This window comes from Erythrobacter sp. HL-111 (genome assembly GCF_900105095.1).
Classification (GTDB): domain Bacteria; phylum Pseudomonadota; class Alphaproteobacteria; order Sphingomonadales; family Sphingomonadaceae; genus Erythrobacter.
Genome location: NZ_LT629743.1, coordinates 502,268 through 528,073, shown reverse-complemented (window position 1 = coordinate 528,073; position 25,806 = coordinate 502,268). Strand labels below are relative to the sequence as shown.

Sequence of the window (25,806 nt, the reverse complement as noted above, 5' to 3'; positions counted from 1 at the left end):
CAAGGTCAAGCACATGGCTCAAGCCGCCCGCGCAGGCGGCTGGCGGGTCCGCCTCGCACCCGGTCGGCCCGGTCGGTGCCCGCGCGCGGGGCTTGTCCCCGAACACTTATCAACAGGCCCGCCCAAGGCTTTGCGCGGTCTCGTCTTTGTTGATAATTCGGAAACCATGACGGCGGGCCGGATCGAGCAGGCGATCACGCGCATCGAGGCCGCGCTGGCGCGGCTCGAAACCGCTCGCCCTGCCGCCCCCGCCCCGCCGCCCGAGAATTCCGCCCGCGTCCTCGCCCTCGTCGACAGCCACGAGAAGCTGCGCGAGGAAGTGGCCGACACGCTGCGCGATCTCGACGCGCTGATCGCGGAGCTCGAGGAATGAGCGCAGGCCGGCGGGAAATCGCGTGAGCACCGTCACGCTCACCATCGGCCCGCGCAGCTATCAGGTCGCCTGCGCCCCGGGCGAGGAAGCGGCGGTCGAAAAGCTGGGGGCGATCGTCGCCGAGAAATACGCCGCGCTCGGCAAGGCGCGCGGGGCGCTCGAGGCGCAGAACCTGCTTTTCGCCGCGCTCTTCCTTGCCGACGAACTGGCCGAGGCACGCGAGAAGGCAGCCCGCGCCGAATTCGACCGCGATCGACGCGACGGCGCGCGCGACGCGCTCGAAGCCGAGCTCGAAACGTTGCGCCGAGCCGAGGCGCGCGCGCGTGCGGAGGTGGCGGCGCTCAAAGGGGAGCTTGCCGCCATGCGCGATGCGGCGCGCCACCAGCACGATCTCTTCGGTGCGCCCGAGACCGGCGAGGCGGAGCGCATCGCGGGCGCGCTCGAAAACCTTGCCACGCGGCTCGAACGCGCCGCCGACACGCTCGCCGCGCCCGATGCGGACAGGCTTGAAGCCGGCCCTGCCCCGGCATAGATAGGGAAGTGGCGGGACTGCCCGGCACGAGCCGATCGAATATCCCTGAGGCTATAAGCAATCCATGGGAGCTGTCCCTGCCCGGGTTCACGGGTTCGTCCCGGGGGCCTGGGTAAACGGCGCCCACCTGACGTCGAGGCGTCAGAGGATTTCCCGGCAACGACCCATGGTGGTTCCGTCACGTTGCCCTCTGCCCTGCCGCTTCGCTGCGTGAGGGCGTTCGTCTGCCCTGCCGCTTGGCTGGTTGAGGGCGTTGTCGTCTGCCCTACCGCTTCGCTGCTTGAGGGCGTTGTCGTCTGCCCTGCCGCTTCGCTGCTTGAGGGGGTTGTTTGTCTGGAAGAAATCCTCGCTCACGTGCCCCTGCGGACGCGTCGCTGCGGGGGGCGGTCGCCCTTGCGGCCCTGCGGGCCGTTCATCGCGCCCGCTTATCGTTGTAGGGAGCGGGCAAGCCTTCGTCGTGCCGACCAAGTCCGAACTTCGCCAACAGCTGAGGGCGCTGCGCCGACTGCATGTCGAGGCGCAGCCCGATCGCATTCGCGCGCTGCTCTTCCATCGCCCGCCTGCGCCCGTGCTCGACCTGATCGAGCCCGGCGCGGTCATCGGCCTGTACCATGCGAGCCGCCACGAGGCCCCCGCTTCGGCCTATGCCGGCTTCTTCGCGGAGCGCGGGCACCGGGTCGCCCTTCCCCATTTCGCCACGCGCACGGCCCCGATGACCTTCCGCGCCCACACCGATCCCTTCGGCGCGAGCGATCTCGTGCCCGGTCCGTTCGGCCTGCGCCAGCCTGCGGGCGAGCCGGAGGAGCTGGTCCCGGACGTGCTGTTCCTGCCGCTGGTCGGCTTCACCGAGACCTGCGAGCGGCTCGGCCAGGGCGGCGGGCATTACGATCGCTGGCTTGCGGAACATCCCGGGCGGCTGACGATTGGGCTCGCATGGGACGCGCAGCTGATCGAGCCTCCCTCGGCCCTGCCGCTCGAACCGCACGATGCGCGGCTCGATGCGGTGGTGACGCCGACCCGGATCTATCGAGCCCCGAGACAATGACGGAATTGCAATGAGCAACCCCATGCGAGAAACCCCGACCTGGCGGATTCCGGTCGGGATCATCACCCTGTTCCTCGCGCTGATGGCCTACGCGATCGCGGTCGCCCGCTTTGCGCCCGACCTCATCGGAAGGTGGCCGGGCTGGGCGCAGACGATGGTCTATCTCGTGCTCGGGGTGATCTGGCTGCTGCCGCTGCGGCGCTTCCTGATCTGGATGGAAACCGGCCGCTGGAGCGCGCCCGATCCGCTTCCCGATCCCGACGACAGGCCGCGCTGACCGCCCGCAAGAGGCCGCGCTGACCGCCCGCAAGGAAGCCAGCGCCGACTTCACCGATGATGTGGGAAAGTGGCGCGAGTGACGGGACTCGAACCCGCGACCTCCGGCGTGACAGGCCGGCGCTCTAACCAACTGAGCTACACCCGCGCATGGGTGGTTTTGTCCGCCCCGGCAGGGTCTGTGCCGGTAGAGGAGCAGCGCCATTAGGCCCGGCGCGGAAGGCTGTCAACGCTCTCCCGCCGCCCGCCGGCGCTTTTTTTCGCCTCAGTCCTGGAGCAGCAGGACCGGGGTCTCGATCAACCGCTTCACCTCCTGGACGAAGCGCGCCGCGTCGTATCCGTCGACCACGCGGTGATCGCAGGAAATCGAGATGTTCATGAGCTTGCGCTTCTCGATTCTCTCCCCGCCCTGTCCGTCGGGGACGAACATCGGGCGCTCGACGATCCGGTTGGGGCCGATGATCGCGACCTCGGGCCGGTTGATGACCGGCGTGGTGGCAACGCCGCCCAGCGGCCCGAGCGAGGTGACGGTCAGGGTCGAGCCCGAAAGCTCCTCCGACTTTGCCGAACCATTGCGCGCCGCCTCGGCAAGGCGCGCGATCTCGCTGGCTAGCTGCCAGAGATTGCGCGCCTGTGCGTCGCGGATGACGGGGACCATGAGGCCCGCATCGGTCTGCGTCGCCATGCCCAGGTGGACCGAACCGGCCCTCGTCACCACGCCCGCCTCGTCGTCGTAGCGGGCGTTGATCATGGGAAAGTCGGGCACCAGCCTGCAGAAGGCGGTGATGAGGAGCGGCAGCAGCGTCAGCTTGGGCCGACTGCCGCGGTTCGCGTTGAGGTCCGCGCGCAGCGCCTCCAGCGCGGTGACGTCGCATTCCTCGACATAGGTGAAATGCGGGATGTGGCGCTTGGATGCGGCCATGTTCTGCGCGATGCGCTTCCTGAGGCCGATGACCCTGATTTCCTCGTCCGCGCGCACCGCACCCGCCGGGGAGAAGCCTCGCTGCGAATTGTAGGCGAGGAACTGGTCGAGATCGCCGTGGCGCACGCGGCCGTCCTCGGCAGGCCTGACCTCGGCGAGGTCGATGCCGAGGTCCTTCGCACGCTTGCGCACGGCGGGGGACGCGAGAACCTTCGCTTCCGCCTTCGGCTCGGGCGTCGGCGCTGGTGCGGGAGAAGGAGCCGGCGCCGGCTTCGGGCCGGCGGCGATTGCGTCGTCGGCATCCGAGGCGTCGGGGTTCTCGACCTCGATCCGCTCGGCGACCGCCGCGGGCACCGGCGCCGCGTCCGCCCCGTCCGCATCGGACATCTCGTCCTCGATCCGTTCGGCAGCGGCCTCGGCCTCATTCGCCGATGCCTCGCCCTCGACCTCGATCACCAGCAGCATCGCGCCGACCGCGATCGTCTCGCCGATTTCGCCAGCGACCTCGAGCACCTTGCCCGCCACCGGGCTTTCGATGTCGATCGTCGCCTTGTCGGTCATCACGTCGACGAGATGCTGGTCCTCCTCGACGAGGTCGCCGGCCTTCACGTGCCATTCGACGATCTCCGCCTCGGCCACGCCTTCGCCCACGTCGGGCATGTTGAAAGTGAATTTCGCCATGGTCGCGCTACTCGCTCAGGATCTTGTCGATGGCCTCTCCGATGCGGACGGGGCCGGGGAAATAGGCCCATTCGAGGCTGTGGGGATAGGGCGTGTCGAAGCCGGTCACGCGGGTGACGGGCGCCTCGAGGTGGTAGAAACAGCGTTCGGTGACGAGCGCGGAGAGTTCCGCGCCGAACCCGGAGGTGCGGGTGGCCTCGTGGACGATGAGACATTTCCCCGTCTTTTCCACGGACTTTTCCACAGCCTCGATGTCGAGCGGGACAAGCGTGCGCAGGTCGAGGATGTCGGCATCGACGCCCTTCTCCCTGGCCACGGCCTCGGCGACATGGACCATCGTGCCATAGGCGAGGATGGTGAGCTCCTCGCCCTCGGCGACCTTGCGCGCCTTGCCCAGCGGGATCCGGTAATAGCCTTCGGGAACGGCGCTCTGCGGGTGGTTCTTCCACGGCTCCACGGGGCGGTCGTAGAAGCCCGAGAACGGCCCGTTGTAGATGCGCTTGGGCTCGAAGAAGATGACGGGATCATTGTCCTCGATCGCCGCGATCAGCAGGCCCTTGGCATCATACGGCGTCGAAGGGATCACGGTCTTTAGGCCCGAGACATGGGTGAACAGGCTCTCGGGGCTCTGCGAATGGGTCTGCCCGCCGAAGATGCCCCCGCCGAAGGGCGAGCGCACCGTCATCGGCGCGATGTATTCGGCGGCCGAGCGATAGCGCAGCCGCGCGGCTTCCGAGATCAGCTGGTCGAGGCCGGGATAGATGTAGTCGGCGAACTGGATTTCCGGCACGGGGCGCAGCCCGTATGCGCCCATGCCGACAGCGACGCCGATGATCCCGCATTCGGAAATCGGCGTGTCGAACACGCGGGTCTTGCCGTGCTTTTCCTGCAGGCCCGCGGTGCAGCGGAACACGCCGCCGAAATAGCCGACGTCCTCCCCCATCACGATCACGTCGGGATCGCGTTCGAGCATGATGTCGAGCGCTTCGTTGATCGCCTCGATCATGTTGATCCGGCGTTCGGCCGTGACCGAGCCGGTTTCGTCCTTCGCCTCGGCGCTCATCGGTTGGGACCTTTCTCGCCGAATTTCCTGATGCGCTCGCGCGTAGCCTGTTCGGCCTGTTCCTTGAGATGCCAGGGCAGCTCCTCGAACACGTCCTCGAACATGGTGCGGAAGGGCTGGTGCAGGCCGTGGCCGAGGATGCCGTTCTTCTCGGCTTCCTTGGTGGTCTGCTTGACCTGTTCGGCGCATTCCCGGTCCATCGCGGCGTGGCGGTCCTCGTCCCATTCGCCGATCGCGACGAGGTGGTCCTTCAGCCGCTTGACCGGATCGCCGAGAGGCCATTCCTCGCGCTCCTGCGCGCTGCGATAGCCCGACGGGTCGTCCGAGGTCGAATGGCCTTCCGCCCGGTAGGTGAAATATTCGATCAGCGTCGGCCCCTTGTTCGCCCGCGCCCGGTTCGCCGCCCACAACTGGCTCGCATAGCACGCGAGCGCGTCGTTCCCGTCGACCCTCAGCCCCGCAAGGCCATAGCCGAGCGCGCGCGCCGCGAAGGTCGTCCGCTCCGCCCCGGCGAAGCCGGAGAAGCTCGAGATCGCCCACTGGTTGTTGATGACGTTGAGGATAACCGGTGCATTGTAGACGGTGGCGAAGGTGCACGCGCTGTGGAAATCGCCCTCGGCGGTGGACCCCTCGCCCACGAAGGTCGCGGCGATCCGGCTGTCGCCCTTGATCGCGCTCGCCATCGCCCAGCCCACCGCCTGCGGGGTCTGGGTCGCAAGGTTGCCCGAGATGGTGAAGAAGCTGTGCTCCCGGCTCGAATACATGATCGGCAGCTGGCGGCCCTTCAGCTTGTCGGCCTTGTTCGAATAGATCTGGTTGATCATCTCGATCATGGGATAGCCGCGCGCGATCAGCACGCCTTGCTGGCGATAGCTCGGGAACACCATGTCGTCGCTCGCCAGCGCCATCGAGGTCGCGATGCTGGTCGCTTCCTCGCCGGTGCACTTCATGTAGAAGCTGGTCTTGCCCTGCCGCTGGCCGCGGAACATCCGTTCGTCGAACGCCCGCGTCATCGCCATGTGGCGCAGCATGGTGCGGAGCGTCTCGGGATCGAGCTTGGGATCCCACGGCCCGTGCGCCCGGTGATCCTCGCCCAGCACCCGGATCAGGTCGTAGGCGAGCCCGGCCATCTCGGACGGATGCGCCCCTTCGTCCGGGCGGGGCTGCGCCCCCGCCTCGCCGATGTCGAGTTCCGAGAAATCGACGGGATCGCCGGGCCGGGATTTCGGCTCGGGCACGTGCAGCGCGAGCGCGGGGCGATTGTCCCCGCTGCGGGGCTGGTTGTCGGCCGGATCGGCCATAGAGGCGCTCTCCCAAAAGTGACAAGCGGGTCGCCTGCCGTTCGAAGCGATCATTGCTTGCGCGTGAATTTTTATTTCAGCGCCGGGACGGGGTCAAGCGCGCGAGCGGTCGGCGGCTCACACTGCAACAGGTGCCTTGATCGGCGGCTGCGGAGCGTAATCATGGACCACGAAATCCTCGATATCGTAGTCGAAAATTGTCGGAGGCCTTCGCACGATCTCCAGCCTCGGATGCCCCTTCGGCTCGCGCGCGAGCTGTTCGGCGATCAGGTGCGCGTGATTGAGGTAGAGATGGACGTCCCCGCCCATCCACACAAGCTCGCCGGCCTCCATATCGGTCTGCTGTGCCATCATCCGGGTGAAAAGAGCCGCCGACCAAAGGTTGAACGGCAGGCCGAGCGCGACGTCGCAGCTCCTCTGGTAGAGGATGCAGTTTAGCCGCGCCTCCGTGCCGCTGCCCGAGACGTGGAACTGGTAGGTCTTGTGGCAGGGCGGCAGCGCCATCCGGCCGAGTTCCGCGACGTTCCAGCCCTCTACGATGTGGCGGCGACCCGCCGGATCCGCGCGCAGGCTCTCGACCGCCGCGGCGACCTGGTTGATCCCCGGCCCCTTTTCGTAAAGCCCGTCCCTGCGATAGCGGTAGGTCGGCCAGTCCACCCACTGCTTGCCGTAGACCGGGCCGAGATCGCCCCAGCGCTCGGCGAAGGCCTCGTCCCCGGCGATGCGCTCCACGAACGTCTCGAGCGCGATGTTGTCGCCCGTCTCCCGGACGTAGCGGGCGTGGGGCCATTCGTTCCAGATCTTCACACCCTGCAGCACCAGCGGGCGGATATTGGTCTCGCCGGTGAGGAACCAGAGCAGTTCGCGCGTTGCGGTCTTCCAGTAGACGCGCTTCGTCGTCAGCAGCGGCATCGCCCCGCCCGCGAGATCGAAGCGCAGCTCGGCCCCGCAGATCGAACGCGTGCCGATCCCGGTGCGATCGACGCGTTCGTCCCCGCGCTCCCAGATACGCCGCATGAGATCGAGATACCGGGTTTCGTAATGGGCGGCAGAATCGGGACCGGGCGCGCTTTCCATGGCAAAATGCCATAGCCGCCAATTGCCCGCTTGCCACCCCGCCCCGTCCCACCTATAGGGCGCGCCTTGCCTCGATCCGCAGGCGTCAGCCGCGCGGGACCGACACGGTCGGGGAGTAGCTCAGCCTGGTAGAGCACTGTCTTCGGGAGGCAGGGGCCGGAGGTTCGAATCCTCTCTCCCCGACCAATTCATTCCAAAACTCGCCATGGTGCATCCTGTTCAGTTGGCACTTCGTTGGTCCCTGTCTCCGGTGCGAGATGTCACGCGCATCGGGAATGACGCGCGTCTTGCCATGTTTCGGGATGCAGAGACTCCGTCAATGAAGGATCGCTGAAACAATGGACGCGATGATTGGCGCGAAGACCAATCGCCTTTTCAAGGCTCTGCAAACAGCCGTCGAGGAACTGGGTCCGAACCTGCCGCCGCGCCAACTGATGGCGCTTCTGCTCATTGCCGAAGCCGATCGCGTGGGCTCGCCGATCGGCGTGAGAGACATCGACCGCGCCCTAGGGGACCTGCCTAACGGCAGTGCGTCGAAGCTCTTGAAGACGATGATGCATACCGAAGGTCCGCGAAAGGCGGGAGTCGCAAACACCGTCATATCCGAACGGGATCCAACGGACCTGCGCCGATACACCTTGACCCTTACACCGAAGGGACGCCAGATCGTCGAGAAGGTCCTGCGGCATCTCTGAAGGCGCTCGATGGGACCTCCCGGTGCTACAGCCCAAAGAGCAGCCGCACCCCCACGATCATGACCAGCAAGGCCGTGAGCCAGCGGATCCAGCGCAGCGGCAGGAACCGCGCGGCAAGCAGGCTTCCCGCCTGGCCGCCGATCGCCACCGCGAGCAGCAGCGGAAGCCCTCCCTCTATTGCCGCGGCGAACCGGTCCGGGCCGCCCTTGAGCAACTGCCCGGCGAGGCCGAAGCAGGAATTGACGAGGATGAAGAAGCTGGCCGTCGCGGCTATGCCCCGCGCATCGCGCCAGCGGGTGAGGTGGAGCAGCGGGGCAAGGAAGATGCCGCCGCCGATCCCGACCAGCCCCGCAAGATAGCCGAGCGGCGCGGCGATCACCGGCATCGCCCGGGCGAGCCGCGTCGGTTCCTCGGCGCGCGCCTCGCTCACCGGGGCCAGCATGGTGAGCGCGGTCAGGACAAGGCTCGCGCCGAGCAGGGTAAGGAAGGTCGTCCGGTCCAGGGGCGTCAACCCGCCAAGGAGCGCGGCCGGCGCGGCGAGCGCGGTCAGCAGCATCGCCCCGCGCCAGGGCAGGGCCTTCGCCCGCGCGAAGCGCAGGGTCGATCCGGCCACGACGACGATGTTGCAGGCCAGCACCAGCGCGGGCAGCAGGCGGTAGTCGAGCCCCGCCAGGACGAGCAGCGCGGCATAGGTCGATCCGCCGCCGAACCCGACGCTGGCATAAAGCAGCGCGGTCAGCGCGAAGGCGAGGACGAGCAGGACCGGAACCGCGCCGACCATGCCGCCCCGCCCGCCTGGATCAGGTCAGTCCTGCCTCAGGCGATCTGCCGCGCCCCGGCTGCGCCGTGGCAGTGCTTGTACTTGTTGCCGCTGCCGCAGGGGCACGGCGCGTTGCGGCTGATGTTGAGATTGGCGTAAGGGTTGTCGCGGTCCGCCCCGCCCGGCCCGGACGCCGCCCGCAGCGACCCGGCGAGCGAGCCGAAGAGTTCCGGGTGTTTTTCCGAACCGTCGCCATCGTCCGAATTGTCGAGCCCGGTCAGCGGGTCGATGTGGCCGGTCAGGAAATCGGGCAGGTCCGGCAGGTTCACCGGGGCCGGGCGGGCGGGACGGAACTCGTTGCGGAACAGGAACTTGGTCACGTCCTCGCGCAGCTTTTCGAGCATGGTCTCGAACAGGCCGAAGGCTTCCTGCTTGTATTCGTTGATCGGCTGCTTCTGCGCGATGCCGCGCATCCAGATGACCTGGCGCAGCGCGTCGAGCGTCGCGAGGTGGTCCTTCCAGTGGTGGTCGAGCTGGCGCAGCAGGATGTCCTTTTCCGCCCGGCGCCAGTCGCCCTCGTCGAAGGCGGCGACCTTCTCTTCCATGATCGCATCGGCCTTTTCTCGCAGGCGCTGCTCGATCAGTTCGGGTTCGACCTGCTCCTCCTCGAGCCAGTCCTCGATCGGCACATCGAACCCGAAGACCTCGTCGATGCGCTCCTTCAGTCCGGCGATGTCCCATTGTTCGGGATAGGACCCGGGCGGGCACGCGGCCGAAACGATCGCGTTGATCGTGTCGTGGCGCATGTCGACGACGACATCGTCGACCGCTTCGGCGTCCATGATCTCGGCGCGCTGTTCGTAGATGACCTTGCGCTGGTCGTTCATCACGTCGTCGTACTGGACGACGTTCTTGCGCGCGTCGTAATTGCGCGCCTCGACCTTCTTCTGCGCCGTCTCGATCGCCTTCGACAGCCATTTCGACCCGATCGCCTCCCCGTCCTGGAGGTTCGAGTTCATCATCTTGGCGAACAGCGTGTCCGGGCCGAAGATGCGCAGCAGGTCGTCCTCGAGGCAGAGGTAGAAGCGCGACAGGCCCGGGTCGCCCTGGCGTCCCGAACGGCCGCGCAGCTGGTTGTCGATGCGGCGCGATTCGTGGCGTTCGGTGCCGAGCACGAAGAGTCCGCCGGCATCGAGCACCTGCTGCTTTTCCTCCTCGAGCTCGCGCTTGATCCGCTCGATCTCGGCGTCGCGCTCGGGGCCTTCGGGCATGTCGCCGAGTTCGTCGTTGATGCGGAATTCGAGATTGCCGCCGAGCTGGATGTCGGTCCCGCGCCCGGCCATGTTGGTTGCGATCGTCACCGCGCCAAGGCGCCCGGCCTGCGCCACGATATGCGCCTCGCGCTCGTGCTGGCGGGCGTTGAGGATTTCGTGGCGGACGCCCTCCTTGTCGAGGAACTGGCTCAGAAGCTCGGATTTCTCGATCGAAACCGTGCCGACGAGGATCGGCTGGCCCTTGGCGTTCTTCTCCTTGATCGCCTTGGCGATGGCCTGGAACTTGTCCATCGTGTTCTTGTAGAACTCGTCCTCCTCGTCGATCCGCTGGACCGGCTTGTTGGTCGGGATCTCGACGACGTTGACCTTGTAGATGTCCCAGAATTCCGCCGCTTCGGTGGCTGCCGTCCCGGTCATGCCGGACAGCTTGGGATACATCCGGAAATAGTTCTGGAAGGTGATCGAGGCCATGGTCTGGTTCTCGGGCTCGATCTTGACCCCTTCCTTCGCCTCGACCGCCTGGTGGAGGCCGTTCGACCAGCGCCGCCCTTCCATCATGCGCCCGGTGAATTCGTCGATGATGACGACCTTGTCATCCTTGACGATGTAGTCCGTGTCGCGCTGGCGGGCGAAATTGGCGACGAGCGCCTGGTCGAGATGATGGACGACCTGCGTGTTCTCCACGTCATAGAGGTTGGGCGTTTCGAGCAGTTCCTGCTCGACGAGCATCTTCTCGACCTCGTCGATCCCCTCCTCGGTCAGCTGGACGCGCTTCGTCTTCTCGTCGATGTCGAGCCATTCCTTCGGGATGCGCTTCGCCACCGCGTCGAGCGCGACGTAGAGATCCGACTTGTCCTCGGTCGGCCCCGAGATGATCAGCGGCGTGCGCGCCTCGTCGATCAGGATCGAATCGACCTCGTCGACGATCGCGTAGTTGAAGGGCCGCTGCACCATCGAACCGCGATCGTGCTTCATGTTGTCGCGCAGGTAGTCGAACCCGAACTCGTTGTTGGTGCCGTAGGTTATGTCGGCGTTGTAGGCCTCGCGCTTGGAGAATTCGTCCATGTTGGGGACGATCACGCCGACCGACAGGCCGAGCCATCCGTAGAGCTGCCCCATCCATTCGGCGTCGCGCCGGGCGAGATAGTCGTTGACGGTGACGACGTGGACGCCCTTGCCCTCGAGCGCGTTGAGATAGACCGCCAGGGTCGCGACCAGGGTCTTGCCCTCGCCGGTCCGCATCTCGGCGATCTCGCCGCGGTGGAGCACGATGCCGCCGATCAGCTGCACGTCGAAATGGCGCATCCCGAGCACGCGCAGCGAAGCCTCGCGCACCGTGGCGAAGGCTTCGGGCAGGATGTCGTCGAGGCTCGCGCCGCCGTCGAGCCGCTCGCGCAGCCTGGTCGTCTGGCCCTTCAGCTCGTCGTCCGACATCGACTTGATGCGTTCTTCGAGAGCATTGATTTCATTGACGATCTTGCTGAGCGACTTGACGTAGCGGTCGTTCGACGAACCGAAGACGGACTTCATGATTTGGTTGAACATGGCGGATGTCCTGAACTGGTATGCCGGTCCCTGTCAGCGGGAGCCGCGAAATGCCGGGAAGGGCGCGCCGGTGACGAGCGCGCGGGGACCTGCCCGCGAAAGGCAGGCCGAACGTGCGGTCCCAAACCTATTCGAGCGCGCGCTCGACCCCCATCAGGACCGGCATCCGCAGCGCGCGCGGGCGCGGGACGGGCGCCGGGCGCTGCGTCTCGCGGCCGCGCCGGGCGGCCTTGTCCCCGGCATCGGCAGGCGTGGCCGGCACGTGGGCGCGGGCTTCGCTCGCCTCGGCCGAGGGGCCGATGTTGCAGGCGACGAGGGGATGGGCGGACGCGCTGGCCGGGCCGCTCAGCGCAGCGAGACCCGAAAGCAGGGCCAGAAGGGCGAGCAGGTGACGCGTCATGCGATGGTCAGATAGGCGCTCCGGGCGCGTTCGTCCACCGGCTTTGCCCGTCGTTCCCGGGTTCCTGCCCGCAAGGCCCTCCGGTCAGCGCGTCCGCGCCGCGTCGGACGGGGGGCAGCGCCCGCGAACAGGGCGGCGATCGCCGCTTGCCCGGCAACGCCGCTGGCAATAGAGCCGCGCGCCATGGATCTCGAACGCTCGCCCCTTGCCCTGCCCTTCCCCGAAATGCCCGCCATTGCCGGGGTGAGCCTGCGGGTCGCGCGGGCGCGGTACAAGAACTGGGACCGCTGCGACCTCACCTTCGCCGAACTCGCGCCCGGGACGGCGCTTGCCGGGGTGTTCACCAAGAGCGCCTGCGCCTCCTTCGAGGTCGAACGGGGGCGCGAACAGGTCAGGGCGGGAAGCGGCCGCGCGCTGATCGTCAATGCGGGCAATTCCAACGCCTTCACCGGACACCGGGGGCGCCAGGCGGTCGAGGCGATCCAGGCGCAGGTGGGCGAAGCGCTCGGCTGCGCGCCGGACGAAGTGCTCGTCTCCTCGACCGGGGTGATCGGCGTGCCGCTGCCCGTGGACAGGGCGCGCGCCGGGATCGCGGCGGCGCTGGCGGCCGGGGAATGCGGCTGGGAGGACGCGGCACGGGCGATCGCCACCACCGACACCTTCCCCAAGGGCGCCCATGCCAGCGCAATGCTCGGCGCAACGCGGGTGGAACTGGCCGGCATCGTCAAGGGATCGGGCATGATCGCGCCCGACATGGCGACCATGCTCGGCTATGTCTTCACCGATGCCGCGGTGGCGCCGGGCTTCCTGCAGGAAGCGCTGGAGCGCGCCAATGCCGTGACCTTCTCCTGCATCACGGTCGACGGCGACACCTCGACCAGCGACACGGTGCTCGTCTTCGCGACCGGCAGGGCGGGCAATGCCCGGATCGAGGACTGGACCAGCCCCGGCGCGGACGCCTTCGCCGCGGCGCTGGCCGATGTCTGCCGCCGCCTCGCCCAGCTCGTCGTGCGCGACGGCGAGGGCGCCTCGAAATTCGTCACCGTGCGCGTCGCGGGCGCGGCGAGCGACGCGAGCGCACGCCGCGTGGCCCTCGCGATCGCCAATTCGCCGCTGGTCAAGACCGCGATCGCGGGCGAGGACGCGAACTGGGGCCGGGTCGTGATGGCTGTCGGCAAGGCGGGGGAACCGGCGGACCGCGACCGGCTCTCGATCGCCTTCGGCGGCATCTGGACCGCGCGCGAGGGCAAACCGGTCGAGGATTACGACGAGGCGCCCGTGGCCGCACACCTCAAGGGGCGCGAGATCGACCTCGCGGTCGACCTCGGCATCGGAGACGGCCGGGCGACGGTGTGGACCTGCGACCTCACCCACGGCTACATCGCGATCAACGCGGATTACCGTTCATGAGCGACCTCACCGCCCTCGACGCGGAAATCCGCGACCTGCTGCGCTTCGCTGCGACCCGTTCGATGATGCCGCGTTTCCGCGCGCTGACCGAGGCGCAGGTCGAAATGAAGGGCGAGGACGATCCCGTCACGATCGTCGACCGCGAAGTCGAGGAATTCCTGACCGAAGCGCTCAGCCGCCTCGCCCCCGGCGTCGCCGTCGTCGGCGAGGAAGCGGTCCACGCCGACGCGAGCGTGCTCGATAGACTCTCCGAACAGTGCTGGATCATCGATCCGCTGGATGGCACCGCGAACTTCGCCGCGGGCAAGGAGCCGTTCGGCATCATCGTGGCGCTCGCCGACGCAGGCAGGGCCATCGCGGGATGGATCTACGATCCCGTTTCCGACCGGCTCTGCCATGCGCGCGCGGGCGAAGGGGCGCGGATCGACGGCGAGATCGTGGCGGCGCGCACGACGGGCGAGCAGCACCCCGTCACCGCGGTCAGCCGGATGTTCCGCACCGCCGAGGAAGTCGCGCGGATCGAGGCGGAGCTCGCCCCGCATTACACGCTGGTCGACATCCCGCGCTGCGCGGCCGAGCAATATCCGCGCCTCGCGCTGGGCGTCAACGACCTGTCGACCTTCAAGCGCACCTATCCCTGGGACCACGCCGCGGGCGCGCTGTGGCTCAACGAGGCCGGCGGGCGCGCGATGCGGGTCGACGGGAGCGAGTACCGGGTCGATGACGGGGACGGAAAGCCGACCCTCGTCGGCGCGTCGAGCCCCGCGATCTGGGACGCTTTCGTCGCACTGACCGAGGTCTAGGCCGGCGATCCGGCCCCGGCGCGGCTCCTGCCCGGGCCGGATCGCGCATCAGGTCTTAAAGTTCGCTTTCAAGCCATTGCTTCAACTGGCTTTTCGGGCGGGCGCCCTGGAGGTGCGCGGCAGGCTTGCCGTCCTTGAACAGGACAAGGAAGGGGATGCCCTGCACGCCCATCTCGGTCGGCACGCCGGTGTTCGCCATGATGTCCATCTTGGCGATCGTGACCTTCTCGCCGAGCTCGTCGCTGATTTCCTCCAGCGCCGGGGCGATCATCTTGCACGGGCCGCACCAGTCGGCCCAGAAATCGACCAGCACGGGCTTGTCGCTTTCGAGCACGTCGGTTTTCCAACTTTCATCGGTCACGTTCACGGTCGCCATTTCTCGTCTCCTTCGGGAACGGGTGTATCTTGTCAAACAAACTAGGCGCGATCCGCGCTCACTCAAGCCGCATCGGAGCATCGGGCGGATAGGTTTCCTCCGCTTCGCCCAATTCCCGCTTGTGCGCGGCGAGCGTTTCGGGCGGCAGTTCGATCAGCAGCGGGGCGTGGGTGTAGAGCAGCGCGGCGCGGATGCGGCGGCCCGGATGGATCGCCCCGAGCGCGGCGGCATAGGCGGCCATCTGGCGCAGGGTCGCGGCGGGCACCTCCTCCAGCCGGGCGGGCGGGCGGCGGGTCGTCTTGAAATCGACCACCGTGACCTCGTCCGCGCCGACCAGCAGGCGGTCGGCGGTCCCGGCGACCACGATCCCGCCGATCGTCGCGGCGAGTGGCACCTCGGCAAGCGCCCGGTCCGAAAAGATCGCGGCAAAGGCGGGATTCGCCAGCACGGCGAGCGCGCTCGCCGCCATCTCGGCGCGCACCGCCTCGTCGAGATCGCCCGCCTGCCGCGCGAGCCAGCGCCGCGCCGCCTCCTCGCGGGCCGGGGGCGCGATGTCGGGCAGGCGTTCGAGCAGGCGGTGAATCAGCGTTCCGCGGCGCGCGGCGAGCGCCGCGGCCTCGGCCCCCTGCGGCACGGCGGCAAGCGGCGGGTCGGCGCCCCGTTCCTCCCCCGCCCCGCTCGGCGCGAGCGGACGCGGCGGGCGCGGTTCGGGACCGACCGGCGTCATCGCCCAGGCGGGCAGGGGTTCGCTCGCCGCAGCCCCCGCATCATCGCCCGGCGGCACCAGCGGATCGGCCCTGTGGCCGAGTTCCCGCCGCGTGCCCCAGATCGCGTCCTCGTATTCGGCCCCGCCGAACAGCGGCGCGAGCCGGGCGTACCAGCTTTCCTGCGGCGGCCCCTTTTCCGCATGGCGCGGGCCGAGCGAGCCGCCGATGAAAAGCGCTTCCTCCGCCCGCGTCATCGCGACGTAGAGCAGCCGCCAATGTTCCTGCATCCCGGCGATCCTGCTGCGCTCCGCCTCTTCGGCGACGCGCCCGCACAGGTGCTCCCGCGAAAGCGCGGGGACGGGCACCATCCGCCCGGTCGGTTCGCCGAGCGGCCTTTCCTCGAGCGCGAGTTCGCCTTCCCTGCCCGGTTCGCCGGTCGCATCGGCGAGGATCACGATCGGCGCCTGCAGCCCCTTGGACCCGTGCACGGTCATCACCCGCACCTGTCCCCCGGCCTCGCCCGAATCGCGCTTGAGATCGGTCGCGCCCGCGTCGAACCATTCGAGGAAGCCCGCAAGGCTCGCCGGGTGCGCGCTCTCGTAGGCGAAGGCGGCGTTGAGCAGCTCGTCGATCGGATCGTTCGCCTCCCGCCCCAGCCGCGCGACCAGCTTCGCCCGCCCGCGCCACGGCCCGGTGAGGAGCCAGGCGAGCAGCGCCTGCGGAGTCTGGTAATCGGCGAGCGCGAGCAGGTCGCGCAAGCGTTCGGCGCTCGCCTTCACGAAGGGGTCGTCGTGCCGCCTGAGGTGGTCCCACAGACCCACGCCTTTCTCGCGCACCGCGAAGGCGAGAAGGTCGTCCTGGGTCCAGCCCATCAGCGGGGAGACCAGCAGGCAGGCGAGCGCGAGGTCGTCGCGCACCTGCGCGGCGAAGCGCAGCGCCGCGAGCAGGTCGCGCACCGCCAGCGGCTGGCCGAGGCGCAGCCGGTCGACCCCGGCGACGGGCACGCCGCGGGTATGGAGCTTGGCGACGATCTGCGCGGCGAGCTCCTTGCGCTTCCGCACCAGCACCATGACGTCGCCCGCCTGCGCGTGGCGCGGCTCGCCCTTGGCGAGCACGAAGGGCTCCACCCGCTTGACCCAGCGTTCGACCTGGTGCGCGATCTTTTCGGCGAGGAGCGTATCGTGGCGCGGCAGCCAGTCCTGCTCGTCCTCCTCCGGCTCGGCTCCCGCCGCATCGATCGAGCGCACGGGCTGCCACAGGGTGACGAGCCCCGGCCGCTCCGCCCCGCGATGCTCGCCCGGCGCCCGGTCGAGCCCGAAGGCTTCGTGCCCGAGCGTTTCGATCGCCGCGTTGACGAAATCGAGCACGGGGCGGGAGGTGCGATAGGATCGCCCGAGGTCGAGATCGCGGAAACGCGGCATCCGCCGGTTCGTCCGCGCGCTTTGGATATTCGCCCGCGCCGCCTCGATCCGCGCGCGCACCCTGTCCTTCGCCCGGGCGAAGTTTTCGGGGCTCGTCCCCTGGAAGCCGAAGATCGCCTGCTTGTAATCGCCCACGGTGAAGATCGTGCGCAGCCGGTCGCCATGCGCGCCTTCGCCCGCGAAGAAATCGTCGATCAGCGCCTCGACGATGTCCCACTGCGCGCGGTTGGTGTCCTGCGCCTCGTCGATCAGGATGTGGTCGAAGCGCCGGTCGAGCTTGTAACGGATCCAGTCGGCCGAGAGCGAGCCCGAGAGCAGCCTTGCGGCATTGCGGATGAGATCGTCGAATTCGAGCAGGCCCTCGCGCCGTTTCGCCTCGTCCCAGCGGAGCGCGAAGGCACGCCCGATGGTGAGCGCGTCCTCCAGCAGCGCGGCCAGCCCGAGGAGCGCGCGCCGTTCGTGGTAGAGCGCGAGCGCGGCGGCGACTTCCTGCTGCCGTTCGGGAATGCGCGGGTCCTGCTTTGCCGGCCCCTTCATCTGGCGCGGTTCGCCCTTCTTGGTAAGGATCGTGTCGCAGAAGCACGCGACCAGCGCGGCGCGTTCGGCGGGCGGACAGGACAGCCAGCGGGGGATGAAGGCCGCACAGTCGCGCCCGGTCTGCACCTTCCAGGCCTGCATCGCGGGCAGCATCGCGGCGAGCTGGTGGTCGGGAAAGGTGTCGGGGTGCAATATCTCCGCCGCCCAGGACTCGTCCGCATCGGCGGGGATTTCGAGCAGGCGGCGCACGCGTTCGCCGAGCGGGAGTTGCCAGCCCGCCGGACCTTCCCACAGCTCGCCCGCGGCCGCGCAGCGCAGCAGCCAGCCGCGTAGCGCGGACGGGTCCTTGCGGGTGACGAAATCGGCGATCGCCCCCGTCAGCCGCTCGTCGCCGGTGGCGTGCGCTTCCTCGATCATCGCGGTCAGCACGTCACGGGCAAGCAGTTCGCGGGTGCGATCGTCCATCGGCTGCGCGCCGGGCTGGAGCCCCGCTTCCTCGGGGAAACTGGCGATCAGCCATTGCGAGAAGGCGTGGATCGTGTCGATCCTCAGCCCGCCGCCCGGACAGTCGAGCACGCTCGCGAACAGGGTCCGCGCGCGCGCCTGCGTGGCCGGGTCGATGTCCGCGCCGAGATGGCCCAGTTCCTTCGCCAGCGCCGCCGGTTCGAGCCGCACCCAGCGCGCGAGCACGGCGTTGATGCGGTTCGCCATTTCCGCCGCGCCCGCCTTGGTGAAGGTGAGGCACAGGATCGCGGAGGGATCGACCTCCTCGCGCAGGAGCAGGCGCAGCACCCGCGCGGAAAGCACCTGCGTCTTGCCCGTCCCCGCCGAGGCGGAGAGCCAGACATTGTCCTGCGGATCGACCGCATCGCGCTGGTTGCCCTCGAGCGGGAAGACCCGGCCGCTCATCGCCCGTCGCCTTTCGTCCCGGCGCGGCCGGTATCGCCTGCCGGCAACAGCGTGACGATCCATTCGTCAAGCCGCATCAGCTGGTCATATTCGTGGTAGCCGGGATAATCCGGGTTTTCCCGCGCGCGGAAGGGTTCATCGCCCCGGATGTAGCGCGCGATGGCTTCGGCGAGCTTCGCCTCGTGGTGGGGGAGGAATTGCTCGGGGGAAAGCCCGCTGCGCCTGCTCCCGGTCCGCACCGGCTCCTCGACATAGCCGAAGGCGGGAATGCCCTCCCCGGCGCGTTTCGAATCGCGCCCGAGCGACCAGTATTCGAACGCCCCCGCCTCCCCGCTCACCCGCAGGCCGTCCATTTCAAAGGCGCCGTCGCGCGCGATCAGGCCGAGCAGCCCCATCTGCAGCGCGAAACCCGCCTCGACCTGCGCCGCGGTGGGCGGCTTGCCGGTCTTGTAATCGACGATGGCGAGAGTCCCGCCCGGCAGGCGGTCGATCCGGTCGGCCCGCCCGCGCACCTCGACCCCGCTCACCTTCATCGCGCCCCTCGCTTCCCACGCGAGGACGGTGCGGCCCTCCGCCTCGTTCGCGGCGATGCGGCTTTCGAACCATTCGAGCGCCTTGAGAATGCGCGGCTGCCACAACCCGCGGAACAGGGGATGGACCGATTCCCGCGCCAGCCGCGCTTCGGCAAAGGGCACGAGCGGCAGGCCGGGGTTCACCGCGCGCTCGCCGTGCCAGGCTTCGAGGATGGCGTGGACGAGCGTGCCGCGCAGCGCCGGATCGTCGAACGGATCGGCGCCAAGGGGATCGAGCCTTGAGAGCCGCAGGATTTCCTGGGCGTAGAACTGGTAGGGGTCGCCCAGCAGCCGGTCGAGCGCGGTGACCCGGATCGCGACGTCGCGCTGGCGGGCCGAGGGACGCGGTTCGGGCCGGGGCGCGGGCGGGACCGGGTCGGGCGCGCGGTCGAGCCGGGGGAGCAGTGCGGGAATGCGCGTCTCGCGCTGCCGTTCGGCCAGCTTCTCGCCCAGCAGCGCCTCGGCCCTGAGCCAGAAGCGCGAGGGCAGCGTAGGCCCCTCGGCGTCGCGTTGCGCCCGGCTCAGCACGACTTCCGGCGCGCCCAGCGCCCCGGCGAGATCGTGCGCGGCAAGGCCGATGCGGAACTCCGCCCCCGGCACGCCGAGCGCGCGCAGCACGCCGGGCGCAAGCAGCGGGTCGGGCGACGGCGATTGCGGCCAGGTCCCCTCGTTGAGGCCCGCACAGATGACGAGATCGGCGCGGGTCATGCGCGCTTCGAGCAGGCCCAACACGACGACCCGCGGATGGCCGCCATAGGGCGGGCGCACCACGACCTCGTCCATGCAGCCCCGCAGCACCTGTCCCAGCTCGCGCGGGTGGAGACGCGTTTCGCAGGCGCGCGCGTCCAGCCGCAGCCGGTCGATCATCGCGGCGAGCGCGCGCCCGTCCTCGTTCGCCCAGACGCGCATCCCGCACAAGGTCTCGGCGCTCGCGGCGAGCGTGTCCACCATGTCGGCGAGGGGTAAGTCCTCTCCGCCCCCCGCGAGCGGTTGGAGCAGCGGCTCCAGAAGCCCCTCCACCTCCCGCCACCATTCGGCCTCGCCCGCCCGCCGCGCGAACGCGCCGAGCGCGCCGAGCCCCGGCGCGGGCGCCGCCCCGCGCAGCCGGTGGTCGAAAGCGCGCAGGCTTGCGAGCCAGCCTTTGCGCTGCGCGGGCGTCTCGGCGCGCACCAGCGGGTGGGCGAGCGCCGCGATCACGCCGAGCGGCGTCGGACCCTCGCTCATCAGCTCCGCGAGCTGGCCGAACAGGCGCCCCGCGGGCGTCAGCGCGAGCGGGCGGCCCGCGCTGTCGTCGGCGGCGATGTTCCAGCGCGCGAGATGCTGCACCACCCGCCGCGCGAGGCCGCGGTCCGGGGTGACGACCGCGATCCGCGCCCCTGGCACCTCCAGCTTTTCGCGCACCAGCAGGGCGATCGCCTGCGCCTCCTCCTCGGCCGTCGCGAGGGTCATCATCCGGACGCCGGACAGCCGCCGCTGCTCCGGGGCAAGGTCGATCCAGGCGCGGCTCGCCTCGGGCGGCAGGAACAGCGAGCTGATCGCGCGGCTGCGCTCGGGCTCGGCAGCGGTCATGCCGCGGCGGTGCCAGGGGCGGACCTCGGCCCGCGCGACTCCCATGCGTTCGAGCAGCAGTTTGAGGTGATATTGCGGGTGGGTGAGAGCATCGCCGCGGGCGAACACCTCGCCGCCCGGTTCCGGCGTCGCGCCCGCCCGGCCGAGCTCCTCCCACGCGGCCTCGCTCATTGCGAGGTCGAGATCGGGCAGGATCACCGCCCCGTTCGGCAGGTCCGCTATCGTCCGCAGCATCCGCGCAAGCGCGGGCGCGGCGCTGGTGACGCCGGCGGCGATGATCGGGGTCGCGGGCGGCTGCGCGCGCCACTGCCGCGCGGCACGTTCGAACAGGAGGTTGCGCCGCTGCGCCGCATCCACCGCGCCCATTTCCCCGAGCCGGACGCGCCAGCGCGCCTGCACCCGCGCGAACAGCCGCAGCGAACGCTGCCAGTGTTCGGCCAGGTCGCCGAGCGCGGAAAGGACCGCTTCGCCGAGCAGGTCTTCGGGTTCCTTCGCCTCGACCAGCAGCCGGTCCATCGTCCGCGCGATGTCCCGCGCCAGCCGCAGCCGCGCCGCGCCCGGGAGCGGCGACTCACCCAGCGCGGCGCGCTCCGCCTCCACCAGGGCGGCGAGTTCGAGCCAGCGCCGCCCGGGGTCGATCGCGGGAGGAATGTCCTCGGCCCCGAGCGGATCGAGCAGCGCGCCGAGCGCCTCGTCGAGATCGAGATCGCCCACCGTCACCATGCGCGGCATCAGCAGGCCCGCTTCGCCCGCTTCCCCGGCGTGGCGGATGAAGGCGTCCGCGATGGTGCGTGCGGCGCGGGTCGAAGGGACGATGAGGGTCAGCCGGGCGAGGCCCAGGTCGCCTTCGCGGTAGCGCGGCACCAGCCCCGCGACCAGCGCATCGGCGAAGCCGCGATGGGCGGCGATCGAATGGATTGCCGGGCCGGGCCGCTTCGCCATCGCGCGCGTCTAGACCCCGCAGAGCGCGGCTTCGGTCGGCGCGATCGCCTGCGGGGTGCCGACTTCGAACCACTGGCCGGTGAAGGCGACGCCGTAAAGCCGCCCCTCTGCGATCGCGCGGTTCCACAGGATGTTGGTCGAAAACGGCCCCTCCGGCGCATCGCGCAGCAGGCGGTGCGAAACGAGCTGGATGCCGGTGTAGATGAACGGCGCGATCCGGCCCGTCCGCCGGCGGGAGAGAAGCCCGCTTGCGTCCATGTAGAAATCGCCCGGCCCGGTGAAATTGCTCGCCCGGACATGGGGCACGACCAGCAGCAGCGCGTCCATCGCCGCCGGGTCCCAGCGCGCGGAGAGATCGGCGAAGGCGTTCTTCGGCCCGTCGAGCCAGATGTTGTCGGCGTTCAGGCAGAAGAAGGGATCGGGCAGGTGCGCCTGCGCCCGGACCAGCCCGCCGCCCGTTTCGAGCAGCAGGTCGCGCTCGTCCGAGATCGTCACCTTCGGCACCGAGCGTTCCAGCACGTGCGCCTCGAGCGCGTCGGCCATGTAGTGGACATTGACCACCGCCCGCGCGATCCCCGCATCCGCGAGCCGGTCGAGCGCGTGGTCGATCAGCGCCTTGCCCGCGACCCGGACCAGCGGCTTGGGCTGCGCGGCGGTGAGCGGGCGCATCCGCTTGCCGAGCCCGGCCGCCAGCACCATCGCGCTGTCGCTGGCGAGCGGCGGTGGCTCGTCGAAGCGGGCAGTCATTCGATCTTGCCCCCGCCCGACGCGCGCAGGGCCGCAGGGATATTGGCATCGAACCAGCGGGCGACGGGCGCGAGCGCGGGATATCCGAGGTCCGCCTCGAGCAGTTTCCACACGCGCGGGATCATCGCGAGGTAGCGCGGCTTGCCGTCGCGCCTCGCAAGCCGGGTGAAGATGCCGACGATCTTCGCGTTGCGCTGCGCGCCCAGCGTGGCGAATTCGCCGACGAAACCCGTGTCGTAAAGGTTCACGCCGCGGCGGCGGCGCTCCTCGCGATAGGTATCGAGCATCATGTCGGCGAACCCCCGATCGACATCGCGCCGCGCATCCTGGAGCAGCGAGACGAGGTCGTAGCCCGCATGGCCGACCAGCGCGTCCTGGAAATCGATCAGTCCCTGCGGCGCCCCGGGCGTGCCGCCGAGCAGCATGATGTTCTCCGCGTGGTAGTCGCGCAGCACGGTGACCCCGTTGTGCGGGCTCGTGACGACCGGTTCGAGCACTTCGCGCCAGGCCGCCTCGAAGCCGGCCTCGTCCACCTCGATCCCGGCGGCGGGGGCGTACCATTCGGTGAAAAGCCGCACCTCGCGTAGGTAGGCTGCCATGTCGTAGGGGGCGAAGGGGCCGGGCGGCTTGCCGTGAAGCTCGGCCAGCGCGAGCACCGCGGCCTCGTAGGCGGTCTCCTCGTCACCGGGCCGCGCATCGAGCCAGTCGCGCATCCTGTCGTCGCCGAAATCCTCGAGCAGCACCCAGCCCGCCCGCGGGTCGGCGTGGTGGATCGCGGGCGCGCGCATTCCCTGTTCGGCCAGGTATCCGGCGACGTCGAGAAAGGCCTGCGGATCCTCGTGCGGGGGCGGCGCGTGCATCAGCATGGCCCTGCGCCCTTCGCCGCGCAGGCGGAAATAGCGCCGGAACGAGGCATCGCCGGGCAGGGGATCGATCGCCGCATCGCTCCACCCCGCCTCGCGGAGGAAATCGTGCAGCCCTTCGGGAAGGGTAGTCATGGCATTCGTCCTAGCCAATCGGGCCGGCCCTTCACAATCGCGAACCGCCCCTCGTCCGCATCTTTCGCACCGCGCTCCAGCGTGATGTCGAGACACGCGGGTTCATGCGCGAAGCCGCCCGCGTGGTCGGGCCATTCCGCGATCAGCACGGCGCCCTCGCGGTAGTCGTCGAGCCCGATCTCGGCCAGTTCGGAGGGGTCCTCGAGCCGGTAGAAATCGGCATGGACCACCGGCAGGCGCAGCGGCGGCGCGTCATAGGTTTCGATGATCGTGAAGGTCGGCGAAGGCACTTCGCCCTCGTGCCCCAGAGCGGCGAGGATCGCGCGGGCGAGCGTCGTCTTGCCCGCGCCGAGCCCGCCGGTCAGCGCGATCACGTCGCCCGGCCGCAGGACGCGCGCGATGCGTTCGCCCAGCGCCGCGGTGGCGGCGAGGTCGGGCAGGTCGATGCGGGCTTCGGGCGCGCTCACGGCAGCCGGATGGTCGCGGTGGTGCCCACGCCCTCCCGGCTCTCGATCGCGAGCGTGCCGCCATGCGCCTCGATCAGCTGCCGGGTCAGCGGCAGGCCGAGCCCGCTGCGCCGTTCGATCCGGCCGTCGCTGCCCTTGGCAAGGCCGTCGAGCGCGCGCGACAGGTCGGTCTTGCTCATTCCGCGCCCGTTGTCCCTCAGGATGATCGCCGCGCTCCAGGCGTCGCCCGGACCGGGCTTGGGCAGCTCGACCAGGATCCGCCCGCCTTCCGGCGTCGCCGCGATCGCGTTGTCGAGCAGGTTGCCCACCGCCCGCGCGAGCTGGCGGCGGTCGGCCATTACCTTGCGCCCGCGGCGGCCCTTCAGATCGAGGCTCAGCCCCGCGCCGATGATCGCCTTTTCGCGCTCGCGCACGACCTGGGTGAGGAGCGGGAGGAGATCGACCTCCTCCTTGCTGATCGGCAGCAGGCCCGCTTCGGACTGGGAGAGGTCGAGCACGTTCTCGACCTGTTCGGTCAGCCTTTCCACGGCGGCGAGGATCGCGTCGACATATTCGCCCGCCGCTTCGCCCAGCGGTTCGCCCGCGGCCTCGGTCTTGAGCATCTCGGCATAGCCGCCGATCGTCGTCAGCGGCGTGCGGAATTCATAGGACATGTTGGCCAGGAACTTGGCCTTCACCGCGTCCGCCTCCTCAAGCGCGGCGGCGCGTTCGCGCAGCGCCTTCTCGGCCTTCTGCGAGGCGGTGATGTCGAGCACGGTCAGGAGCCCGTTGCCGTCGGGCAGCGGCACGCCCGCAAAGCGCAGCGTGCGCCCGTCGGTCAGCTCGACCGTCCCGCCCTGGCCGCGCCGGTCGAGCGTCGCCGCGCGCACCACCGCGCCGATCTGCTCCGCCTCCTCGGGCTTCACCAGATTGGCCGCGATCGCATCGAGCAGTTCCTGCGCGCCCGGATGGGTATCGAGGAATTCGGGGGTGAGGCCCCAGGTTCCCGCGAAGCTGCGGTTCCAGAGCTGCACGGAACCGTCGGGCGCGAAGATCGCGAGCGCCTCGAACAGGCAGTCGAGCGTCGCCGTGCGGGTCCGCAGCAGCGTGTCGCGGGTGGCCGAAAGGGCGAGCTGTTCCGTGCGGTCCTCGGCGATGAGGACCAGCCCGCCATCGGGCATGGGGTGGCCGACGATGCGAAGATGCGTGCCGCCGGGCAGCGGCCAGGCCTCTTCCTGCGTGGTCGGCTGGCCGAACCAGGCGACGTGTTCGCGGCGCCATTCGGGAAAGTCGCGCACTTCGGGCGTGCGCCCGCGCTCGCGCGCATCGGCGAGGAAGCGTTCGAACGCGATCCGTTCCGAACTTGCCTCCCCGCCTAGGCCGAACAGGCGCACGAAGGGCAGGTTGGCCGAAACCAGCCGCTCGCTCGCGTCGAACTGCGCGACCCCGACCGAAAGCTGGTCGAGCATCGCACGCTGGGCCTCGCGATAGGCGCGGAAGGCGCGTTCGACCTGCTGCTGTTCCTCGATGTCGATGGCATAGCCCGCCACCCCCTCGCGCCCGAGCGGGAGGTCGCTGACCCTGAGCGAGCGACGTTCGCCGTGGATCGTGGCGGCGACGATGCGTTCGTTCTTCTGCTGAGTCTCGAGGCTGGCGCGCGCGATCTCGGCGGGGCTGCGCCCGCCTTCGGGTTCGAGCAGTTCGGCCTGGCCGGCGACGACCCGTTCCGCGCTCGGCGCGCCGACCGCCTCGACATAGGCCTGGTTGACGAGGCGCAGCTGCATGTCGCGCCCGCGGAACCACATCGGCATGGGCGCGGCCTCGATCAGCCCGACGAGCGCGGCGAAATCGGCCTCGGCGCGGTTCGCCGCCGCTCGCATCTGGGCAAGTTCGGCCTCGCTTTCGGTGAAGTCGAACACCCAGACGAGCGCTGCCCCGCCGGGCGAGACCTGCGGATCGGCGAGCGCGCCCTGGAAGGCGAGGCTGCGGCCCGAACCGGGCGGGGTCAGGGCGAGCTTGAAGGGGGTGGCGCTCTTCTGCGTGATGCGGATCCTTTCGGACAGGGCATCGAGCTGGGCGGGCGCGAGGCCGGCCTCCCCTTCCCCCGCGGCCGCGAGTTCGCTCAGATACCCCGGCATCTTCTCCAGCCCGAGCCATCGCGCGAGCCGTTCGGGCGCTTCGATCCGCCCGTCGACCCGCACCAGCAGCGGCACGGCCGGGCCGACATCGAGCAGGTGCTGCATCCGCTTGAGCGATTTCTGCAGCGCCCTCGTGCGCCTCGTCCTGGCGCTGGCCCGCAGCACCACCACCGCCGCCCCCACCGTCCAGGCGGCGAGCAGCAGGCCGATCAGCACGGGGGCGAGCGGGTTCAACTCCATGTCTGCCAGCTATGCGGCACCCGCGCAGGATGCAACTGGCGCGGCGC

At 69.5% G+C, this 25,806-nt stretch carries 21 protein-coding genes, 2 tRNA genes and 1 other RNA gene; 9 read left to right on the top strand and 15 right to left on the bottom strand.

The features are described from left to right. The first annotated feature begins 166 nt into the window (after positions 1 to 166). From BLU08_RS02540 to BLU08_RS02520, 5 genes are all read left to right on the top strand, one after another. The gene (locus BLU08_RS02540; RefSeq protein ID WP_090194805.1) at positions 167 to 373 is read left to right on the top strand and encodes a hypothetical protein; all 207 of its coding nucleotides are present in this window, start codon (positions 167 to 169) and stop codon (positions 371 to 373) included. 22 nt (positions 374 to 395) lie between these two features. Further along, entirely contained in the window at positions 396 to 905 is a 510-nt protein-coding gene (locus BLU08_RS02535) for a cell division protein ZapA (protein ID WP_090194801.1), read from the top strand. 11 nt (positions 906 to 916) lie between these two features. Next, positions 917 to 1,085, top strand: a non-coding RNA gene (gene ssrS, locus BLU08_RS02530) — 6S RNA. Positions 1,086 to 1,362: 277 nt separating this feature from the next. Then, positions 1,363 to 1,950 carry a 5-formyltetrahydrofolate cyclo-ligase gene (locus tag BLU08_RS02525; protein ID WP_090194798.1) on the top strand — a complete coding sequence of 196 codons (588 nt, stop codon included), beginning with the start codon at positions 1,363 to 1,365 and terminating at the stop codon, positions 1,948 to 1,950. Between the two features lie 22 nt (positions 1,951 to 1,972). Further along, a complete protein-coding gene (locus BLU08_RS02520; protein ID WP_090194795.1) occupies positions 1,973 to 2,227 on the top strand; it encodes a DUF2842 domain-containing protein in 255 nt (84 codons plus the stop codon). Between the two features lie 70 nt (positions 2,228 to 2,297). On the opposite strand, the gene BLU08_RS02515 is transcribed toward BLU08_RS02520, so the two are convergent. The 5 genes from BLU08_RS02515 to thyA form a co-directional block, all read right to left on the bottom strand. Then, positions 2,298 to 2,374: transfer RNA gene (locus BLU08_RS02515), tRNA-Asp, on the bottom strand. 117 nt (positions 2,375 to 2,491) lie between these two features. Continuing rightward, the gene (locus BLU08_RS02510) at positions 2,492 to 3,829 is read right to left on the bottom strand and encodes a dihydrolipoamide acetyltransferase family protein (RefSeq protein WP_090194793.1); all 1,338 of its coding nucleotides are present in this window, start codon (positions 3,827 to 3,829) and stop codon (positions 2,492 to 2,494) included. 7 nt (positions 3,830 to 3,836) lie between these two features. Next, entirely contained in the window at positions 3,837 to 4,892 is a 1,056-nt protein-coding gene (locus BLU08_RS02505) for an alpha-ketoacid dehydrogenase subunit beta (RefSeq protein ID WP_090194791.1), read from the bottom strand. Continuing rightward, positions 4,889 to 6,193, bottom strand: coding sequence for a 3-methyl-2-oxobutanoate dehydrogenase (2-methylpropanoyl-transferring) subunit alpha (locus BLU08_RS02500; RefSeq protein WP_090194789.1), 1,305 nt, complete (start codon positions 6,191 to 6,193; stop codon positions 4,889 to 4,891). Before BLU08_RS02500 ends, BLU08_RS02505 begins: the two co-directional genes overlap by 4 nt. Before the next feature lie 117 nt (positions 6,194 to 6,310). Then, positions 6,311 to 7,270, bottom strand: coding sequence for a thymidylate synthase (gene thyA / locus BLU08_RS02495; protein ID WP_090194786.1), 960 nt, complete (start codon positions 7,268 to 7,270; stop codon positions 6,311 to 6,313). 109 nt (positions 7,271 to 7,379) lie between these two features. Here thyA and BLU08_RS02490 point away from each other — a divergent pair. Together BLU08_RS02490 and BLU08_RS02485 are read left to right on the top strand one after the other, a co-directional pair. After that, positions 7,380 to 7,456, top strand: a tRNA-Pro gene (locus tag BLU08_RS02490). Between the two features lie 152 nt (positions 7,457 to 7,608). Next, positions 7,609 to 7,965: a hypothetical protein gene (locus tag BLU08_RS02485; protein ID WP_090194783.1), complete on the top strand. Its 357-nt coding sequence runs from the start codon at positions 7,609 to 7,611 to the stop codon at positions 7,963 to 7,965. A 25-nt stretch (positions 7,966 to 7,990) separates the two neighbouring features. On the opposite strand, the gene BLU08_RS02480 is transcribed toward BLU08_RS02485, so the two are convergent. From BLU08_RS02480 to BLU08_RS02470, 3 genes are all read right to left on the bottom strand, one after another. After that, complete coding sequence (locus BLU08_RS02480; protein WP_090194781.1) at positions 7,991 to 8,746, bottom strand: sulfite exporter TauE/SafE family protein; 756 nt, start codon at positions 8,744 to 8,746, stop codon at positions 7,991 to 7,993. 35 nt (positions 8,747 to 8,781) lie between these two features. Continuing rightward, positions 8,782 to 11,544 carry a preprotein translocase subunit SecA gene (gene secA / locus BLU08_RS02475; protein ID WP_090194778.1) on the bottom strand — a complete coding sequence of 921 codons (2,763 nt, stop codon included), beginning with the start codon at positions 11,542 to 11,544 and terminating at the stop codon, positions 8,782 to 8,784. Positions 11,545 to 11,671: 127 nt separating this feature from the next. Next, positions 11,672 to 11,944, bottom strand: coding sequence for a hypothetical protein (locus tag BLU08_RS02470; RefSeq protein ID WP_090194776.1), 273 nt, complete (start codon positions 11,942 to 11,944; stop codon positions 11,672 to 11,674). A gap of 183 nt (positions 11,945 to 12,127) precedes the next feature. On the opposite strand from BLU08_RS02470, the gene argJ reads away from it, so the two are divergent. Beyond that, positions 12,128 to 13,354 carry a bifunctional glutamate N-acetyltransferase/amino-acid acetyltransferase ArgJ gene (gene argJ, locus BLU08_RS02465; protein WP_090194774.1) on the top strand — a complete coding sequence of 409 codons (1,227 nt, stop codon included), beginning with the start codon at positions 12,128 to 12,130 and terminating at the stop codon, positions 13,352 to 13,354. Beyond that, a complete protein-coding gene (locus BLU08_RS02460) occupies positions 13,351 to 14,157 on the top strand; it encodes an inositol monophosphatase family protein (RefSeq protein ID WP_090194772.1) in 807 nt (268 codons plus the stop codon). The genes argJ and BLU08_RS02460 overlap by 4 nt, the downstream gene beginning before the upstream one ends. Before the next feature lie 55 nt (positions 14,158 to 14,212). Here the strand turns inward: BLU08_RS02460 and trxA are convergent, their stop codons facing one another. Genes trxA through BLU08_RS02425 form a run of 7 tightly spaced genes read right to left on the bottom strand, consistent with a single transcriptional unit; the run spans position 14,213 to position 25,759 of the window. Then, on the bottom strand, positions 14,213 to 14,533 hold the full coding sequence (gene trxA / locus BLU08_RS02455; protein ID WP_090194770.1) for a thioredoxin: 321 nt from the start codon (positions 14,531 to 14,533) through the stop codon (positions 14,213 to 14,215). A gap of 58 nt (positions 14,534 to 14,591) precedes the next feature. After that, complete coding sequence (addA, locus tag BLU08_RS02450) at positions 14,592 to 18,107, bottom strand: double-strand break repair helicase AddA (RefSeq protein ID WP_090194768.1); 3,516 nt, start codon at positions 18,105 to 18,107, stop codon at positions 14,592 to 14,594. Then, complete coding sequence (locus tag BLU08_RS02445) at positions 18,104 to 21,190, bottom strand: PD-(D/E)XK nuclease family protein (protein ID WP_090194765.1); 3,087 nt, start codon at positions 21,188 to 21,190, stop codon at positions 18,104 to 18,106. Before BLU08_RS02445 ends, addA begins: the two co-directional genes overlap by 4 nt. 9 nt (positions 21,191 to 21,199) lie before the next feature. Further along, entirely contained in the window at positions 21,200 to 21,937 is a 738-nt protein-coding gene (locus BLU08_RS02440) for a nucleotidyltransferase family protein (RefSeq protein ID WP_090194762.1), read from the bottom strand. Further along, positions 21,934 to 22,935, bottom strand: coding sequence for an aminoglycoside phosphotransferase family protein (locus BLU08_RS02435; protein ID WP_090194759.1), 1,002 nt, complete (start codon positions 22,933 to 22,935; stop codon positions 21,934 to 21,936). The genes BLU08_RS02440 and BLU08_RS02435 overlap by 4 nt, the downstream gene beginning before the upstream one ends. Next, positions 22,932 to 23,402: a tRNA (adenosine(37)-N6)-threonylcarbamoyltransferase complex ATPase subunit type 1 TsaE gene (gene tsaE / locus BLU08_RS02430; RefSeq protein ID WP_233996058.1), complete on the bottom strand. Its 471-nt coding sequence runs from the start codon at positions 23,400 to 23,402 to the stop codon at positions 22,932 to 22,934. Before tsaE ends, BLU08_RS02435 begins: the two co-directional genes overlap by 4 nt. Continuing rightward, entirely contained in the window at positions 23,399 to 25,759 is a 2,361-nt protein-coding gene (locus tag BLU08_RS02425; protein ID WP_090194757.1) for a PAS domain-containing sensor histidine kinase, read from the bottom strand. The genes tsaE and BLU08_RS02425 overlap by 4 nt, the downstream gene beginning before the upstream one ends. Between the last annotated feature and the right edge of the window lie 47 nt (positions 25,760 to 25,806).

What these genes read in the sequence shown, in the direction of transcription:
- BLU08_RS02540 (WP_090194805.1), top strand. Translation starts at nt 167, where the DNA reads ATGACGGCGGGCCGGATCGAGCAGGCGATCACGCGCATCGAGGCCGCG.
- BLU08_RS02520 (WP_090194795.1), top strand. Translation starts at nt 1,973, where the DNA reads ATGCGAGAAACCCCGACCTGGCGGATTCCGGTCGGGATCATCACCCTG.
- BLU08_RS02510 (WP_090194793.1), bottom strand. Translation starts at nt 3,829, where the DNA reads ATGGCGAAATTCACTTTCAACATGCCCGACGTGGGCGAAGGCGTGGCC.
- BLU08_RS02505 (WP_090194791.1), bottom strand. Translation starts at nt 4,892, where the DNA reads ATGAGCGCCGAGGCGAAGGACGAAACCGGCTCGGTCACGGCCGAACGC.
- BLU08_RS02500 (WP_090194789.1), bottom strand. Translation starts at nt 6,193, where the DNA reads ATGGCCGATCCGGCCGACAACCAGCCCCGCAGCGGGGACAATCGCCCC.
- thyA (WP_090194786.1), bottom strand. Translation starts at nt 7,270, where the DNA reads ATGGAAAGCGCGCCCGGTCCCGATTCTGCCGCCCATTACGAAACCCGG.
- BLU08_RS02485 (WP_090194783.1), top strand. Translation starts at nt 7,609, where the DNA reads ATGGACGCGATGATTGGCGCGAAGACCAATCGCCTTTTCAAGGCTCTG.
- BLU08_RS02480 (WP_090194781.1), bottom strand. Translation starts at nt 8,746, where the DNA reads ATGGTCGGCGCGGTTCCGGTCCTGCTCGTCCTCGCCTTCGCGCTGACC.
- secA (WP_090194778.1), bottom strand. Translation starts at nt 11,544, where the DNA reads ATGTTCAACCAAATCATGAAGTCCGTCTTCGGTTCGTCGAACGACCGC.
- BLU08_RS02470 (WP_090194776.1), bottom strand. Translation starts at nt 11,944, where the DNA reads ATGACGCGTCACCTGCTCGCCCTTCTGGCCCTGCTTTCGGGTCTCGCT.
- argJ (WP_090194774.1), top strand. Translation starts at nt 12,128, where the DNA reads ATGGATCTCGAACGCTCGCCCCTTGCCCTGCCCTTCCCCGAAATGCCC.
- BLU08_RS02460 (WP_090194772.1), top strand. Translation starts at nt 13,351, where the DNA reads ATGAGCGACCTCACCGCCCTCGACGCGGAAATCCGCGACCTGCTGCGC.
- trxA (WP_090194770.1), bottom strand. Translation starts at nt 14,533, where the DNA reads ATGGCGACCGTGAACGTGACCGATGAAAGTTGGAAAACCGACGTGCTC.
- addA (WP_090194768.1), bottom strand. Translation starts at nt 18,107, where the DNA reads ATGAGCGGCCGGGTCTTCCCGCTCGAGGGCAACCAGCGCGATGCGGTC.
- BLU08_RS02445 (WP_090194765.1), bottom strand. Translation starts at nt 21,190, where the DNA reads ATGGCGAAGCGGCCCGGCCCGGCAATCCATTCGATCGCCGCCCATCGC.
- BLU08_RS02440 (WP_090194762.1), bottom strand. Translation starts at nt 21,937, where the DNA reads ATGACTGCCCGCTTCGACGAGCCACCGCCGCTCGCCAGCGACAGCGCG.
- BLU08_RS02435 (WP_090194759.1), bottom strand. Translation starts at nt 22,935, where the DNA reads ATGACTACCCTTCCCGAAGGGCTGCACGATTTCCTCCGCGAGGCGGGG.
- BLU08_RS02425 (WP_090194757.1), bottom strand. Translation starts at nt 25,759, where the DNA reads ATGGAGTTGAACCCGCTCGCCCCCGTGCTGATCGGCCTGCTGCTCGCC.